The sequence below is a fragment of the Nocardiopsis sp. NPDC057823 genome, from assembly GCF_042797335.1.
GTDB lineage: Bacteria > Actinomycetota > Actinomycetes > Streptosporangiales > Streptosporangiaceae > Nocardiopsis > Nocardiopsis changdeensis.
In genome coordinates this window covers 401343-416960 of sequence record NZ_JBHVLR010000002.1, presented here as the reverse complement: position 1 = coordinate 416960, position 15618 = coordinate 401343, and the positions used below count along the sequence as shown (strand labels likewise).

Genomic DNA, 15618 nt, shown 5'->3' with positions numbered 1-15618 from the left:
CCTCCAGCCTATGAGGTCAGCTCCAACATCTCGACCGACTTCGGCACCACCTCGCACACCAGCGGCGCCCCGCCCAGGCGTTCCCCGTCGGCGTAGACCGGCACGCCCTCGGCGCGGACGGTGACGGTGCGCCCGCGCTCGGAGACGATCTCGGGCCGGTCGAGGTGGCCGCCGGTGAAGACCAGGGGGAACAGCAGCAGGAACCGGGCCAGCGGCGTCTCGCGGCCGAAGACCACGTCGATGAGGCCGTCGTCGGGTTCGGCGGCGGCGCACACCTTCATGCCGCCGCCGTAGGAGGTGGTGTTGCCCACGGCGACGAGCATGCCGGGCTCGTCGATGACCCGGCCGTCCACGTCGATCTCGTAGCGGGCGGGCTTGAAGGAGCCGAGTTCGGCGACGACGCCCGCGAGGTACCCGGCCCGGCCGATCCTGAACCGGAACCCGTTGACGCGCTCGTTGACGCGGGCGTCGAACCCGCACGCCAGCACGCTGAGGAAGTGGCGGCGGGTCCCGTCGGCCAGCTCGACCCGCACGCAGTCCACCGAGCGGGTGCGCCCGCGCAGGATGGCGGCGGCCACGTCGCGGGCCGACCCGCGCGGGCGGCCGAAGGCGCGGGCGATGTCGTTGCCGGTGCCGGCGGGCACCACGGCCAGGGGCACCCCGGTGCCGACCACGCCCTGAAGGGCCTGGTGGACCAGCCCGTCGCCGCCCACGGCGACCAGGGCGTGCGGTGCGTCGGCGGCGGCGAGGCGGGCCAGGCGGCGGCTGTCGGCGGCCGAACCGCCGCTGTAGACGTGGACGCGCGCCCCGGCCTCCCGCAGCGCCTCCTTGAGGCGGACCGCGGTGACGGCGGCGCGGCGCCGTCCCGACTTGGGGTTGACCAGCAGGGCGATGTGAGGGGACTGCATGGGGGTCCTTCGCTACCCGGGGGCGGGGAGGGTGTACGGACGGCGCGGGGACGCCGCACACCCTCGCGCCCGGGTGTGCGCGGACCGCTCAGGGGGCGTCGGTCCCCCGCGCGGCCGCGTCGGCCTCCTCGCGCTGACGGCGATGGTACTCCTCCATCGCCTTGGGGCTGTTCAGCGGGGAGGGGACCCATCCGACCTCGACGTCCACCTCGCCGCGCTGGATCCTGGCCTCCTCCTCGGTGAGGTACTCCTCGGGGATGTCGAACTCGCCGTCGCGGGCCCCCAGGACGAACGCCTCCCACTCCGCGGGGGTGAAGAACAGGGTGCCCTTCCCGGGCGACTTGCCGTCGCGCACCGCGCGGAAGCCGTCGTCGAAGGTGGCGACCTCCACGATCGCCTCCGAGTCGGGGTTGGAGAGGGAGGAGCGCATCCACACCGCGTCGGTGGTGTCGTGCCACTTCTCGTTGCCCATGGCCTCGGGCGGGAGCTCCCGCCCGGTCTGTGTCTGCTCGCTCATCGGATGTCCTCTTCACACTGCCGGGGACGCCGTCCGGGGCGGAGAAAAAAGGGGCCGGCGCCGGGGGCCCGACGGCCCCCGACGCCGACCCTAGCGCGTACGGGAGGTGCTCAGGAGCGCTTGCCCGCTTCCTCCTCCAGGTCCGGATCGTCCAGGGAGGAGGGGGTGTCGTCCAGTTCGGAGATCTCGTCGTCGGACAGGCCGGCGTAGGGGTCGTGGCGCTTCTTGCGGCGGTCGTTGAAGAACGCGAAGAGCTCGGCGAGCTCGAACAGGAGCACCAGCGGGACCGCCAGGGCCAGCATCGAGATGGGCTCGGCGGGGGTGACGACGGCGGCCAGGACGACCGCGCCGAAGATGATGACCCGGCGCCACTTGGCGATGGCGGCGTGCGGCAGGACGCCGATGATGTTGAGCAGGGCGACCAGCAGCGGCAGCACGAAGCCCAGGCCGAACATGGTCATCATGATGAGCATGTAGCTCAGGTACTCGCCGATGGTCAGGAACGGGTCGGCGTCGTCGGGCAGGAAGCTGAACAGCACCGTCAGCGCGTAGGCCGTGATGTAGTAGGCCAGCGCGGCGCCCGCGACGAACAGCACCGCGGCCAGCGGGGCGAAGACGTAGGCGTAGCGCTTCTCGCGGGTGTGCAGCGCGGGGGCGACGAAGGCCCACAGCTGGTACAGCCAGAAGGGCGCCGAGACGATCGCGCCGACGAACAGCCACACCTTGAACGCGACGAAGAACGCGTCGAAGGGGCCGGTGACGATGAGGGAGCAGCCGTCCTGCGCGGCGACCTTCGACTCCGGCAGCGAGCAGTAGGGGGCTTTGAGGAACTCCCACACGTAGTCGTAGGCGAGGTAGCCGACCACGCATCCCAGCGCGAGCGCGATCACCGCCTTCACCACGCGGCCGCGCAGTTCGCGCAGGTGCTCCATGAGCGGCATCCGGGCATCCGGGTTGGCCGCCCGGCGTCGGGCCCTCATCCTGTGGTCACTCTTCTCTCCCTCGGGGCCGCGCACCCGTGGTGCGGCCGCCTGCCCGGGCACGGCGCGCCCCTGGGCGCCGCGCCCGCCGCCGCGGCCCACCGGGACCGCGCGAGCCTGCCGTTACTGCTGGTTGTTGTAGGGCTGGGGCTCGCCGGCCTCGTTGACGATGCGCTGGCCGGGCGGCAGCTGCGGGTAGGAGGTCTGCGCCTGCGGCTGCTGCGGCTGCGCCTGGGGCGCGGCCTGCGGCTGCGGCTGCTGGGCCTGCGGCTGCTGCGGCTGCTGGGCCTGCTGGTTCTGGTCGTCCTCGTTCTCCACCAGGCCCTTGCTCTCGGCCTTGAGGATGCGGGCGCTGCGGCCCAGGGAGCGGGCCAGGTCCGGGAGCTTCTTGGCTCCGAACAGCAGCAGTGCGATGACCAGGAGGATCAGGATCTCACGTGCCCCGATACCCATCCTTCTCACTTCCTTTCGCGGCGCGACCAGGCGCCTTCGATGGTACGCGCACCGGACACGGGGTCGTCACCCGTCCCCGCCACGGCGGAGGGGGAGCGCCTGCGCCCCCTCGGTCCGGTGCTCGCCCGACGCCCGCGCCACCTGTCGGGCCAGCGCGTCCGCCGCCCGGCGCACACGCAGCGCGAGGACGCCGATGAGGACGCCTCCCACCGCAAACGCGCCGAACAGGACAGTCAGGACGATCACGCTTGTACCTTATCCCTTCCACCCCGACCTACACCCTGCCCCCGGATGAACAACCGAGGCTCACTCGTGCGACGAATCGGTCTCGGCCGACCGTCCGCGGGTTTCAGGAAGCCCGGTAGAGCTCCAGCGTCCGGCGTGCCTCGGCCCGCGCCTGCTCGGCCAGCGCCGGCGGCGCCGTGATCCGCCCCCGCGGACCGAGCCGCAGGGCCAGCCGCACCACCCAGGCGGGCGCGGGGGTGCGCAGCGAGGCGCGGACCCCGCCCCCCGGCAGCTCCGCCGTCGACTCGCACACGTAGTCCTCGGTGACCCACCGGGCCGAGGACTCCAGGTCCAGGGTGACCAGCGCGTCGCGGTCGGAGAGCTGGAGCAGCCCGCCGGACAGGTCGCGGCGGCCCACCCCCTCGGGCACCTCGGCCGGGTAGGGCAGCACGGTGAGGGCCAGCACCCGGTCCAGGCGGAACAGGCGCACGTCCTCGCGCAGCCGGCAGTACCCCTCCAGGAAGGTGTGGCCGTCCTGGACGACCAGGCCCATGGGGTCCACGTCGCGCTCGGTGACCTGGTCCAGGTACCCGGACAGGTAGCGCAGGTGCAGGCGCTGGCCCGACTCCAGGGCCTCGGCGCAGCGCCGCCGCGTCTGCTCGACCTGCTCGTCGTCGGAGTCCTCCAGGCGGACCTGCACCGAGTCGGCCAGGGAGCCCAGGGCGGTGCCCGCGGCGGTGCGCAGCTTCTCCGAGACCCGCTTGAGGGCGCCCGACTCCAGGCCCTCGGCCTCGGGCAGCGCCTCCAGCAGCGACAGGCCCACGACCAGGCTGGCCGCCTCGTCGGCGGTCAGCCGCAGCGGCTGGGCCAGCGTGTCGGCGTTGCCGATGATGATCTCGCCGGTCTCCCTGGCCGCGTCCAGGTCCACGTCGATGAGGTCGCCGGGGGTGTACCCGGGCAGGCCGCACATCCACAGCAGGCTCAGGTCGGCGACCACCTGCTTCTCGGTGAGGCCGAAGTGCTCCGCCACCTCCGGCACCCGCACGTCGCGGCCCAGGGCGTAGGGCACGAGCATCAGCAGGCGGCGCAGCTGGTCGGCCGAGCGCGGCCCGCGCGCCGGGCCGCCGCCGGGGGCCGCCTCGGTGGCCGGGGCCGGGTCGGGGTCGGGGACCCCGGCGTCGGCCGTCGCCGACAGGTGCTCGACCACGGCGGCACGGGCCTCGGCGGGTTCGACGATGACGGCGTTGGCGCCGTAGGAGGCGACGTGCTCGACCAGGTCGGGGACGTCGGTGTAGGGGACGGTGAGGACGTCCCAGCCGCCGTCGGCGCCCTCGCGCCCGCCCGGGACCACGCGCAGCGCCCCGCGGCGCAGGGCGTGGGCGGTGTCGGTGCGCACCCGCACGGTGGCGGTCGCCTCCGGCTCGGCGCGGTGCCCGGCCGCCACCGACCGCAGGTCGACGCCCTCGGGCACGACCACGTCGGGGCCGCCGCGCAGGACCTCCACCTCGCCGCGGATGCGGCCCAGGCGGAACACGCGGCGGGCGTCGCGCAGCCGGTCGTGGCCCACCACGTACCAGTGTCCGCGCAGGTTGACGATGCCCCACGGCTCGACCTCGCGCCGCTCGGGCTCGGACTGGCCGGGCTTGCGGTAGTCGAAGGCGATCGGCCGCCGGTCGCGCACCGCCTGCCAGACCGGCCCGAACGCGGGCTCGTCGGTGCGCATGGCGGGGGTCAGCCCCGGAGCGGCCTCGGTGTCCACCGGCACCCCGGCCGAGCGCAGCTTGAACAGGGCGTTGGCCGCGGCCTCGCCCAGGGAGGCGTGCCGCCAGGCGCGGGCGGCCAGGCCCAGCACCACGGCCTCGTCGGGCAGCAGCTCGATCTCGGGCAGCTCGTAGTCGGCCCGGGAGATGCGGTAGCCCTCCTCGCCGCTGATCGCGTCGCCGGTGCCCACCTGGATGGGGATGCCGCTGTCGCGCAGCTCCCGCTTGTCCCGCTCGAACATGCGCTTGAACGCCTGCTCGCTGTCGGCCTCGGCGTACCCGTACACCGTACGGCGGATCTCCTGGGCCGTCAGGTGGCGGCGCGTGGACAACAGGCAGATGACCAGGTTCAACTGCCGTTCCGTCTTCCTGCGCGACATCGCCTGCACCCTCTTCTCGCCCGCGTGTGGAATGCCGTCGGCCCCGGGGCGCGTCGTCCCCGTACCGACTCAGCAACGAAGGTACCGTGCCTTGCATGATCCGGTGGCGCCGTGGTGAAGTCCGTGAACTCCTCCCGTCCTGGCCCGGGGTGCGGGTGTGCCTGACCGCCGTCGGGGACGGCGCGGGCGGGGAGGCGCAGTGCCGGGCGATCGCCTACACCGGTCTGGTGGGCGACCCCCTCCCCGGCGACACCGTGCTGCTCAACACCGGGGCCCTGGACCTGGGGCTGGGCACCGGGGGGTACGCGATGGTGGTGGCCCTGCCCGACCGGCTGCCGCCCGACCGGGAGGGGCCCGGGCACCTGGTCAAGGCGCGGTACACCCCGCTCCAGGCGCTGGTGGAGGGCGCCGACGAGCAGGACTCCCCGCACCACGCGACGCTGCGCGACGCGGCCGGGCTGGCGGGCATGCCCGTGGTGGTCGCCGACCTGCACTCGTCGCTGCCCGCGGTGCTGGCCGGGGTGCTGCACGAGCGGCCAGGGGCGCGGGTGGTCAACGTCATGACCGACGGCGGTGCGCTGCCCGCCGCGTTCTCCCGGACCCTCGGGGTGCTGCGCGAGGAGGGGCTGCTGGCGGGGTGCGTGACCACCGGGCAGGCGTTCGGCGGCGACCTGGAGGCGGTGACGGTCCACTCCGGGCTGCTGGCCGCCCGGCACGTGCTGGGCGCGGACGCGGCGGTGGTCTGCCAGGGCCCGGGCAACCTGGGCACCGGGACCCCCTGGGGGTTCTCGGGGGTGTCCTGCGGCGAGGCGGTCAACGCGGCGGCGGTGCTGGAGGGGCACCCGGTGGCGGCGCTGCGGGTCAGCGAGGCCGACCCCCGCCCCCGGCACCGGGGGGTGTCCCACCACAGCCTGACGGCCTACGGACGGGTGGCGCTGGCCCGCGCCGACGTGGTGGTGCCGCTGCTGCCGGGGGTGTTCGGGGAGCGGGTGCGCGCCCAGGCGGCGCCGCTGGGCGCCCGGCACACGCTGGTGGACGTGGGTGTGGAGGGCCTGGAGGAGGCGCTGCTGGCGCTGCCGGTGAAGCCCTCCACCATGGGCCGGGGCCTGGAGGAGGACCGGGCGGCGTTCCTGAGCGCGGCCGCCGCGGGCCGCCACTGCGCCGCCCTCATCTGACCCTCAGCGGACGGCCCTCGCCCCCGGCACCTCCTTCACGGGGCCGTCGGGGCCGGGTGCCTGTCCGGGCACCGGGACCGGCCGGGACGGGGTGAGCGAGTGCGGCGAGGGCTCGTCGAAGAACGCCCCGGGCCGGAACATGGCCAGTGACGTCGGGTCGGCGCGGATCCCCTCGTCCACGCGGATCGCCGCGGGCACGAACACCGCCCCGTCCCCGCAGGTCACACCCCACACGCGGCCCGGTCCCGCCGACACCACCTCGCCCGGGGCGCCGCCCCGGACCCCCTCGTCCAGCACCCCGGCGCACAGGGTGATGCGGCTGCCGCCGAACATCGCGAAGGCGCCCGGGTAGGGGTCGGCCAGGGCCCGCACCAGGCGGTCCACGTCGCGGCCCGAGGCGGTGAAGTCGATACGCCCGTCGCTGGGCCTGCGGCGCGGCCACACCGACGCGTGCCCGCGCTGGGGCCGCCGGGGCGCGGTGCCCGCCAGCAGGTCGTCGATGCGGGCCGCGAGCATCTCGGCCTGGCGGCGGGCCACCCGGTCGTACAGGCCGGTGGCGGTGATGTCGGGCTCGACGTCGAACCACGCCTGGTCGATGATGTCGCCGGTGTCGCCGCCCCCGTCCAGGTGCAGCAGGGTGACGGCGCTGGCCCGCATGTCGCGCAGGATCGTCCACGGGATGGGGGCGCGGCCCCGGCCGACCGGCAGCGGAGCCGGGTGCAGGCCGACCCCGCCCCTCGGCAGGGCCGCCAGCAGGCGTTCGGGCACGGGGCTGGACCACCCGGCGACGACCAGCAGGGCGACGCCGCGGACCGCGAGCGCGTCGCGGACCTCGTCCGAGCCCAGGTCGGAGGCGCGCAGGTGCTCCAGGTCGTGGCGGCGGGTGACGGCCTCGTAGTCGACGTAGCCGGAGCGGTGGGCGAGTTCGGCGGGGTAGGAGACCACCAGGGACGGCGGGCGCCCCTGGGCGCACAGTTCCTCCAGGGCGGGGACCCCCAGGCTCAGCCCCGACACGTAGCAGTAGCGCAGCCGGTCCTCCACGGACTCCCCCTCCGCTCGGTCCACCCTTGGCACGACTCTACGCAGCAGCGGGGCGGAGCCGCCGGAGGCCGCCGTCGCTCTGCGTGTCCGGGGCGGCCCGCGGGGAACGCGCGGGGGCCTCCCGGCGGTCGCCGGGAGGCCCCTGTGCTCGCGGGATGCGGGAGTGCGCTACTCGGTCGCCTCGCCCTCGGGGGACTCCTCGTCCGCGGGGGCCTCCTCGCCGCCGTCCTCGGCTCCCTCGGAGGCGCCCTCCTCGGGCTCGGCCGGCGGCGGGTTGTCGAAGGCGCCCAGGACGTCCACCACGAAGACGAGGGTGCCCGCCGGGGCGCCCATCGCCTCCTCCTCGGTCTCGCCGTAGGCCATGTCGCCGGGCACGACCAGGAGCAGGCGGCTGCCGGTCTTCTGGCCGACGATGCCCTCGTCCCAGCCCTTGATCACCGAGCCCGCGCCGATGGTGGTGTCGAAGGGGGCGCCGCCGCGGGTCCAGGTGGAGTCGAACACGGGGTGGTCGCCGTTCTCGTCGGCCTCCCAGCGCACACCGGTGTACTGGACGATGACCTGCTGGCCCTCCTCGACCTCGTCGCCCGTCCCCTCGATCAGCGGGACGACCTCCAGCTCCTCGGGCGCGTCGCCCTCGGGGATCTCGATCGTGGGCTCGCTGTGGCCCTCCTGGGTCACGGTGGGCAGGCCGTCGCCGCCGTCGGTGGTCTGCTCGCCGGGCACCACCGAGCCCATGCCGAAGCGGTCCAGGATGTCGACGACCAGGACGCTGGCGCCCACCTGGGGCGGCTGGCCCATGGACTCGGCCTGGGCCTGCTCCTCCTCGGTCAGCGGCGGGAAGACGTACACCGCGCGGCTGCCGACGGCCTGGTTGACCAGGACCGAGCTGATCTGCTCGGGCATGTCGGTCATACGGATGAGGTCCGGGGCCCCGGTCTCGTAGCTGGACTGGCCCTCGACCGGCTCGCCCTCGCCGGGACCCGTCCACTGGAACTGGGCGACGTTGGCGATGACGAGGTCGTCGGCGCGGACCAGCTCCTCCTCGCTGGGGCCCTCGTCCACGACACCGGAGAGCTCCTCCTCGGGGGGCTCGATGTCGGGGAAGGCGACCTCGGGCGCCTCGCCGACGTCACCGGTGACGGTGGGCAGCCGGGAGTCGAGCTGGTCACCGTCCATCCGCATGAAGGCGGGAGTGCGCCACTCCTCGGGGATGTTTCCGCAGCTTGAGACCGTCAAAGCGATGACGGTCAGGGGCACCGCGAGGGCGGCGGCACGTCGGTGCATGGGTCACTACCTCTGTTTTCCGGCTCGGGACAGGGTCACACTACCGAAAAGCGCGACCTCCACCACCTCCCCCCGAGGCGGAACATCGGTAACAAAAGGTCACCGCGGCCCTGCGCGGCGCCCTTTTCGAAAGCGCCGGGAGGCGTTCCGGCCCCACTGCGGGGCGGTCCCGACGGCGGGCACGGCACGGCCCCGGCGGCGGGGGAAGGCCGCCGGGGCCGCTGGTGCCGCCGGTCACATCCCGGCGATGAGCTTCTCCACCCGCTCGTCCACCGACTTGAAGGGGTCCTTGCACAGCACGGTGCGCTGCGCCTGGTCGTTGAGCTTGAGGTGCACCCAGTCGACGGTGAAGTCGCGGCGCTGCTCCTGGGCGCGGCGGATGAACTCGCCGCGCAGCCGGGCCCGCGTGGTCTGCGGGGGCACCGACTTGGCCTCGAAGATCTTCAGGTCGCCGACCACCCGCTCCATCTGGCCGCGGTTCTGCATCAGGTAGAACAGGCCGCGGTCGCGGTGGATGTCGTGGTAGGTCAGGTCGAGCTGGGCGATCCGGGGCGAGGACAGGGACAGGTCGTGCTTGGCGCGGTAGCGCTCCAGCAGCATGTACTTGGCGACCCAGTCGATCTCCCGGGAGACCGACTCCAGGTTCTGGGTCTCGACCGCCTCCAGGGTGCGCTGCCACAGCTCCAGGACCCGCTTGCCGGTCGCGTCGGTGCCGTGCCGGTCGACGTAGCTCTGCACCTTCTCCAGGTACTCGCGCTGGATCTCCAGCGCGCCCGCCTCGCGCCCGTTGGCCAGGCGCACCTTGCGGCGGCCGGTCATGTCGTGGCTGACCTCGCGGATCGCCCGGATCGGGTTCTCCAGGGTGTAGTCGCGCATGACCACGCCCGCCTCGATCATCCGCAGCACCAGGTCGGTGGAGCCCAGCTTGAGCAGGGTGGTGGTCTCGCTCATGTTGGAGTCGCCGACGATGACGTGCAGGCGGCGGAAGCGCTCGGCGTCCGCGTGCGGCTCGTCGCGGGTGTTGATGATCGGCCGGGACCTGGTGGTGGCGGAGGAGACGCCCTCCCAGATGTGCTCGGCCCGCTGGCTGACGCAGTACAGGGCGCCGCGCGGGGTCTGCAGGACCTTCCCGGCCCCGCAGATGATCTGCCGGGTGACCAAGAAGGGGATGAGCACGTCGGCCAGCCGCCCGAACTCCCCGTGCCGTCCCACGAGGTAGTTCTCGTGGCAGCCGTAGGAGTTGCCGGCGGAGTCGGTGTTGTTCTTGAACAGGTAGATGTCCCCGGCGATGCCCTCCTCGTGCAGGCGCTGCTCGGCGTCGACCTGCAGCCCCTCCAGGATGCGCTCACCGGCCTTGTCGTGCGCCACCAGGTCCACGAGGCTGTCGCACTCGGGGGTGGCGTACTCGGGGTGGCTGCCCACGTCCAGGTAGAGGCGGGCGCCGTTGCGGAGGAACACGTTGCTGCTGCGCCCCCAGGAGACCACCCTCCGGAAGAGGTAGCGGGCGACCTCGTCCGGCGACAGTCGGCGCTGTCCCCGGAAGGTGCACGTGACCCCGTACTCGTTCTCCAGCCCGAAGATCCGTCGTTCCACGCGGCCTCACCAACTTCCCGTCACCGTCGGCCCGGGACGACGGGGCCGCGTCGTCCGCCGGCCGGTGCGGCGCCCGCGGGGCGCCGCACCGCTTCTGCTATGCGTCGTCCTCGGTGGTGGTACCGCCGGGGGCGGCCCCGCCGCGCCCCTCCTGGAGGAGGGAGACCAGGCGCTGCCCCTGGATGCGGCGGAACTTGCGGTGCTCCCTGGAGCGCTCCAGGACGGCGACCTCCAGGTTGGCCGCCTCCAGTTCGCGCTCCTCGCCGTTCTCCCTGGCCAGGGCGTGGGTGGCGGCGTTGAGCGCGGCAGCGAGGGAGGCGGTCGCGGAGAACCGGTCCTTGAGCGCCTGGGAGACGTGGTCGGAGGACCCGCCCACCGCGACGAACCCCTGCTCGTCGACGATGGAGCCGTCGAAGGTGATGCGGTAGATCTCGTCGCCGTCGGCGGTGTCGCCGACCTCGGCGACGACGATCTCCACCTCCCAGGGCTTGAGGCTCTCGCTGAACACCGTGCCCAGGGTCTGGGCGTAGATGTTGGCGAGCTGGCGCCCGCTGACGTCGCGGCGGTCGTACTGGTACCCGCGCACGTCCGCGAAGCGCACGCCCATCAGGCGCAGGTTCTCGAACTCGGGGTAGCGGCCGACCGCCGCGAAGGCGATGCGGTCGTAGAGTTCGCTGATCTTGTGGAGTGTGCGGGAGACGTTGTCCGCCACCAGCAGGATGCCGCCCTCGTACTGCAGGACGACGGCGCTGCGGCCGCGCGCGATGCCCTTGCGCGCGTAGTCCGCCTTGTCCTTCATCTGCTGTTCGGGGGCGACGTAGAACGGCATCGACACCGCGGATCGTTTCCTTACCTAGAAGTCCAATGGGGCGGGTGGGGCCGGGCCGGCGGCTCAGGCCAGGGGGGCGGTGGGGCCGTCCGGGTGGACGGCGCGCCCCTCGACCACCTCGGTCGCCAGGCGGGCGACGTCCTCGGCGGGCAGGCGGCGGTGGCCGTCCGCGGTGATCACGTCGACCAGGGGGAAGATCCTGCGGTGCAGGTCGGGGCCTCCGGTGGCGGAGTCGTCGTCGGCCGCGTCGTAGAGGGATTCCAGGGCGGCCTTGACGGCGTCCGTCTCCGTGAGGTCATCGCGGTAGAGCTTCTTGATGGAGCCCTTGGCGAAGACCGATCCGGAGCCGATGGAGTAGTAGCGCTGCTCCTCGTAGCGGCCGCCGGTCGCGTCGTAGCTGAAGACGCGGCCGCGGCCCTCGTTCTCGTCGTAGCCGACGAAGAGGGGGACCACGACGAAGCCCTGCATGGCCAGGCCGAGGTGGCCGCGGACCATCTGCGCGAGCTTGTTCGCCTTGCCCTCGAGGGAGAGCGAGCGGCCCTCCATCTTCTCGTAGTGCTCCAGTTCCACCTGGTAGAGACGGGCCAATTCGATACCGAAGCCGGCGGAGCCCGCAATGGCCACCGCGGAGAACTCGTCCGTTCGATAAACTTTTTCCATGTCGCGGTTGGCGATCACGTTGCCCTGGGTGGCGCGACGGTCGCCCGCGATCAGGACGCCCCCGGGGAAGGTCAGCGCGACGATCGTCGTCGCGTCGGGGGCGAGGTGCTCGGCGGCGGCCCCCTGCGCCTGTGCCGACAGTCCGTGGCCGGGCATCAGTTCAGGCCTGACCTCCCGGAGAAACTCGGTGAAGGACGAGGTCCCCGCACTCATGAAAGCGGCGGGCAACCCCTTGCCCTCGAACCCTTCGAACACGCGACTCCCTCCACTCGCGCCCCGCCCCGACGCGGGCGGGACGCCTCGTCCTCAGTCTTCTCGGATCAGACCCTAGCCGGGTCCGCGGCGGCGCCGACGGCATCGCCGGTGCGCTGTCAGCGAACCGCCGCGGGGCCGGGCCGCCGGGCTACTGTCCGCCCTTCTGCACGAACTGCCGGACGAAGTCCTCGGCGTTGCTCTCCAGCACGTCGTCGATCTCGTCGAGGATGTCGTCGACGTCCTCGTCCAGCTGGTCCTTGCGCTCCTGAACGTCGGCGGAGGCCTCGACCTCTTCTACCTCTTCGTCGCGGCGCGACGCGTGCTTCTGACCGCCGGTGTCCTTCGCCATACCTGCTACCTCCCGTTCGGGGCTCTCGCCCTTATCTTGGCCCAACACCGGGCACCTCAACCCACTTCCCGGAGCCCGATACCGGCTGGTTACCTCGAACCACGGGGCGTACGCGCGGCCGGAATCCGCACCGGCGGCCCCCGCTCCCGGGCGCGTCGCACCGTGACCGGCCGTCCCCGCGCGCCCGGGCGGGCGGTCGCCGCGGGAGCCCGGCCCTGCCGCGGCGCCGGTCGGACCGGGCGCTGCGGGCCGGTGCTCGGATGATCCCAGGTGGTGACCGAACGGAAAAGCGGGCATACCCGGGGCCACGGGCCCACAGGGCCCGCTCCCCCCGCCCCTTCCCACAAGGAAGTCACCCCCATGAAGCACTCCCCCGCTCTGGCCGCGCTGGGCCTGGCCGCCGCGATGCTCGCGTCGGCCGGCCCCGCGGCGGCCGACACCGTCGAGGACGCGCTGGTCCGGGACCTGGGCCTGACCGCCGAACAGGCGCACGGGCTGCCGCGGGCGCAGGCCCGGGCCGCGGAGATCGACGCCGCGGCCGAGGACCTGGACGCCTACGCCGGGTCGGTGTTCGACGTCCGGACGCGCGTGCTGACGGTCCACGTCACCGACGGGTCCGCCGTGGCCGCCGTCGAGGCGCTGGGCGCCGCGGCCGAGGTCGTCGACGGCGACCCGGACGGGGTCGTCCGCGCGCTGAACGCCGCCGAGCCCCCCGAGGGCGTCGTCGGCTGGTACCCCGAGGCCGACGCCGTCGTGGTGGAGGTCCTCCCCGGCTCCGGGGTCTCCGCCGCCGACCTGGGCGTGCCGGACGACGCGGTGCGCCTGGTCGAGGCCGCCCGGCCGTCGACCTACGGACGGATCATCGGCGGCCACCGGTTCACCGCCCACGGCGGCAGCTGCACCATCGGCTTCTCCGCGCGCGGCGACGGCGTCGAGGGCTTCCTGACCGCCGGCCACTGCGGCCGTCCCGGAGACGTCCTCCAGGGCCCCGACGGCCCCGTCGGCGTGTTCCGGCACTCGGTCTTCCCCGGCTCCGACGGCGCGTTCGTGCAGGTCTCCCCGCCGTGGGTGGTGACCAACCTGGTCGAGCGCTACAGCACCGCATACCTGGAGGTGGCGGGCTCCACGCCCGCCCCCGTGGGGTCGGCGCTGTGCATGTCCTCGCCGGCCTACGGCTGGCAGTGCGGCACCCTCCAGGCCCGCAACCAGACCGTGAGCTACCCCCAGGGGACCGTGCGCGGCCTGTTCCGGACGAACCTGTGCGCGGGCCCCGGGGACTCGGGCGCGCCCATCGTGGCCGGGGACCAGGCCCAGGGGATCGTCTCGGGCGGCTCCGGTTCGCCCGGGGGCGGGTGCACCACGTTCGGCCAGGAGGTGAACCCCCTGCTGGCGATGTGGGGGCTGACCCTGGTGACCTCGTGACGGCCCCCTTCCGGGAGTAGGCCCTCCGCGTCGGGGCCGGGCTGCGGCCCGGCCCCTCCTCCTTCCGGCCCCTCGCCCCGGCGCGCTCCCCGACCGTCCCGGCACCGGTCGCGCCCCCGCGGGCGGCGGCACCGTGACCTCGGTTGTTACCGCCGTGTAGCCACGCGGTCACGAAGGGGACGGGGTTCCCTGGCCGGATCCGGCCAGGGAACCCCCCTTGCGACGCCAGACTTTACGCGCAGGGTAACCGGGCGACTGCGGAAAAATACAGGTCGTTCAACATTCGACTACCAACAGCCACCGCGGGACCCCGTCTCATCGGATGATCCCCTTGCCACTTGGTCGCTTTCCGGAGAAAGCGGGTCTTTCCCTCGCCAAAGTGTCCACTTATGGTTTGGAATCGTTTACCGAGCGTCTCGGTGAGCTTCGCGGAGTGGACCAATCCCACTCCGCGGAAGGGCCGCCCGTCCCCACCGGAACGGGAGCCCATTCCCCCGTCAATCCCCCTGGAGAGTAGGGATCATGCGACCCTCCCCCGTTATCTCCGCCGTCGGAACGGGAGCCCTGGCCTTCGGCCTGGTGCTCGCCATGTCCCCCGGCGCCTACGCGGCGACCGCACCACAGACCCCCGTGGCCGATGACAGCGCCGCCACCATGCAGGAGGCCCTGGCCCGCGACCTCGACCTGACCCAGGCCGAGGCCACCGAGCTCCTGGAGGCCCAGGAGGAAGCCCTGGACGTCGACGCCGAGGCGACCGAGGCCGCCGGCGACGCCTACGGCGGCTCGCTCTACGACATCGAGACCCAGGACCTCACCGTCCTGGTCACCAGCGCCGACGCCGTCGCGGCGGTCGAGGCGACCGGCGCGCAGGCCGAGGTCGTCGAGTACGGCACCGAGGGCCTGGCCGAGGTCGTCGAGGCCCTCGACGCGGCCGACGCCCCCGAGGGCGTCACCGGCTGGTACCCGGACGTCGCGAGCGACACCGTCGTCCTGGAGGTCCTGGAGGGCACCGACGTCGACGCGCTCCTGGCCGACGCCGACGTGGACGCCTCCGCCGTCGAGGTCGTCACCACCGACGAGGCCCCGCAGCTGTACGCGGACATCATCGGCGGCCTGGCCTACTACATGGGCGGCCGCTGCTCGGTCGGCTTCGCCGCCACCAACAGCGCCGGCCAGCCGGGCTTCGTCACCGCGGGCCACTGCGGCACCGTGGGCACCGGCGTGACCATCGGCAACGGCCGGGGCACCTTCGAGCGCTCGGTCTTCCCGGGCAACGACGCCGCGTTCGTGCGGGGCACCTCGAACTTCACCCTGACCAACCTGGTCAGCCGCTACAACGGCACCTACCAGTCCGTCACCGGCACCACCCAGGCGCCGATCGGGTCGGCGATCTGCCGCTCCGGCTCCACCACCGGCTGGCGCTGCGGGACCATCCAGGCCCGCAACCAGACGGTCCGCTACCCGCAGGGCACCGTGAACGCGCTCACCCGCACCAACGTGTGCGCCGAGCCCGGCGACTCCGGCGGTTCCTTCATCTCCGGCTCGCAGGCGCAGGGCGTCACCTCCGGCGGCTCCGGCAACTGCTCCAGCGGCGGCACCACCTACTACCAGGAGGTCCTGCCGATGGTGAACTCGTGGGGCGTGCGGATCCGCACCAGCTAGTCGTCCCGCCCACCCCCTCCCCCGGTGTCCCCGCCCGCGCGCACAGCGCGGGCGGGGACACCCCCGTTCCCCCGCGGGTCCCCGGCCGGGAGGGCCCGCCCCTTTCCCGGACTCGGGGATGCGCG

At 73.4% G+C, this 15618-nt stretch carries 15 protein-coding genes; 3 read left to right on the top strand and 12 right to left on the bottom strand.

Going from position 1 to position 15618, the window contains the following annotated elements:
• Window positions 1–8: 8 nt before the first annotated feature.
• The 6 genes from ACFVNO_RS06100 to ACFVNO_RS06075 all read right to left on the bottom strand — a co-directional run bounded on the left by ACFVNO_RS06100 (window position 9) and on the right by ACFVNO_RS06075 (window position 5223).
• On the bottom strand, window positions 9–908 hold the full coding sequence (locus ACFVNO_RS06100) for a YegS/Rv2252/BmrU family lipid kinase (protein ID WP_355255116.1): 900 nt from the start codon (window positions 906–908) through the stop codon (window positions 9–11).
• Window positions 909–996: 88 nt separating this feature from the next.
• The gene (locus tag ACFVNO_RS06095; RefSeq protein WP_220562110.1) at window positions 997–1425 is read right to left on the bottom strand and encodes a DUF397 domain-containing protein; all 429 of its coding nucleotides are present in this window, start codon (window positions 1423–1425) and stop codon (window positions 997–999) included.
• Between the two features lie 110 nt (window positions 1426–1535).
• A complete protein-coding gene (gene tatC, locus ACFVNO_RS06090; RefSeq protein WP_355255998.1) occupies window positions 1536–2366 on the bottom strand; it encodes a twin-arginine translocase subunit TatC in 831 nt (276 codons plus the stop codon).
• A gap of 162 nt (window positions 2367–2528) precedes the next feature.
• Window positions 2529–2858: a Sec-independent protein translocase subunit TatA gene (tatA, locus tag ACFVNO_RS06085; RefSeq protein WP_355255120.1), complete on the bottom strand. Its 330-nt coding sequence runs from the start codon at window positions 2856–2858 to the stop codon at window positions 2529–2531.
• A gap of 66 nt (window positions 2859–2924) precedes the next feature.
• Entirely contained in the window at window positions 2925–3104 is a 180-nt protein-coding gene (locus ACFVNO_RS06080; protein WP_220562112.1) for a hypothetical protein, read from the bottom strand.
• A 103-nt stretch (window positions 3105–3207) separates the two neighbouring features.
• The gene (locus ACFVNO_RS06075) at window positions 3208–5223 is read right to left on the bottom strand and encodes a helix-turn-helix transcriptional regulator (RefSeq protein ID WP_378889797.1); all 2016 of its coding nucleotides are present in this window, start codon (window positions 5221–5223) and stop codon (window positions 3208–3210) included.
• A gap of 95 nt (window positions 5224–5318) precedes the next feature.
• Between ACFVNO_RS06075 and ACFVNO_RS06070 the strand changes: the two genes are divergently transcribed.
• The gene (locus ACFVNO_RS06070; RefSeq protein ID WP_378889794.1) at window positions 5319–6398 is read left to right on the top strand and encodes a DUF3866 family protein; all 1080 of its coding nucleotides are present in this window, start codon (window positions 5319–5321) and stop codon (window positions 6396–6398) included.
• 3 nt (window positions 6399–6401) lie between these two features.
• Here ACFVNO_RS06070 and ACFVNO_RS06065 read toward each other — a convergent pair whose 3' ends face one another.
• From ACFVNO_RS06065 to ACFVNO_RS06040, 6 genes are all read right to left on the bottom strand, one after another.
• On the bottom strand, window positions 6402–7463 hold the full coding sequence (locus tag ACFVNO_RS06065; RefSeq protein WP_378889791.1) for a methionyl-tRNA formyltransferase: 1062 nt from the start codon (window positions 7461–7463) through the stop codon (window positions 6402–6404).
• 144 nt (window positions 7464–7607) lie between these two features.
• The gene (locus tag ACFVNO_RS06060; RefSeq protein WP_220562115.1) at window positions 7608–8723 is read right to left on the bottom strand and encodes an FKBP-type peptidyl-prolyl cis-trans isomerase; all 1116 of its coding nucleotides are present in this window, start codon (window positions 8721–8723) and stop codon (window positions 7608–7610) included.
• Window positions 8724–8957: 234 nt separating this feature from the next.
• Window positions 8958–10316, bottom strand: coding sequence for a Pup--protein ligase (gene pafA, locus ACFVNO_RS06055; protein WP_220562116.1), 1359 nt, complete (start codon window positions 10314–10316; stop codon window positions 8958–8960).
• Between the two features lie 97 nt (window positions 10317–10413).
• Window positions 10414–11151, bottom strand: a complete 738-nt coding sequence (prcA, locus tag ACFVNO_RS06050; protein WP_220562117.1) for a proteasome subunit alpha — start codon at window positions 11149–11151, stop codon at window positions 10414–10416.
• 57 nt (window positions 11152–11208) lie between these two features.
• Window positions 11209–12060 (bottom strand): proteasome subunit beta, encoded by an 852-nt coding sequence (prcB, locus tag ACFVNO_RS06045; RefSeq protein WP_355255132.1) that lies wholly within the window; start codon window positions 12058–12060, stop codon window positions 11209–11211.
• A gap of 148 nt (window positions 12061–12208) precedes the next feature.
• Entirely contained in the window at window positions 12209–12409 is a 201-nt protein-coding gene (locus tag ACFVNO_RS06040; RefSeq protein ID WP_220562119.1) for a ubiquitin-like protein Pup, read from the bottom strand.
• A gap of 360 nt (window positions 12410–12769) precedes the next feature.
• Between ACFVNO_RS06040 and ACFVNO_RS06035 the strand changes: the two genes are divergently transcribed.
• Together ACFVNO_RS06035 and ACFVNO_RS06030 are read left to right on the top strand one after the other, a co-directional pair.
• Window positions 12770–13831 carry a S1 family peptidase gene (locus ACFVNO_RS06035; protein ID WP_378889787.1) on the top strand — a complete coding sequence of 354 codons (1062 nt, stop codon included), beginning with the start codon at window positions 12770–12772 and terminating at the stop codon, window positions 13829–13831.
• A 522-nt stretch (window positions 13832–14353) separates the two neighbouring features.
• Window positions 14354–15493 (top strand): S1 family peptidase, encoded by a 1140-nt coding sequence (locus tag ACFVNO_RS06030; protein ID WP_355255138.1) that lies wholly within the window; start codon window positions 14354–14356, stop codon window positions 15491–15493.
• The last annotated feature ends 125 nt before the right edge of the window (window positions 15494–15618 follow it).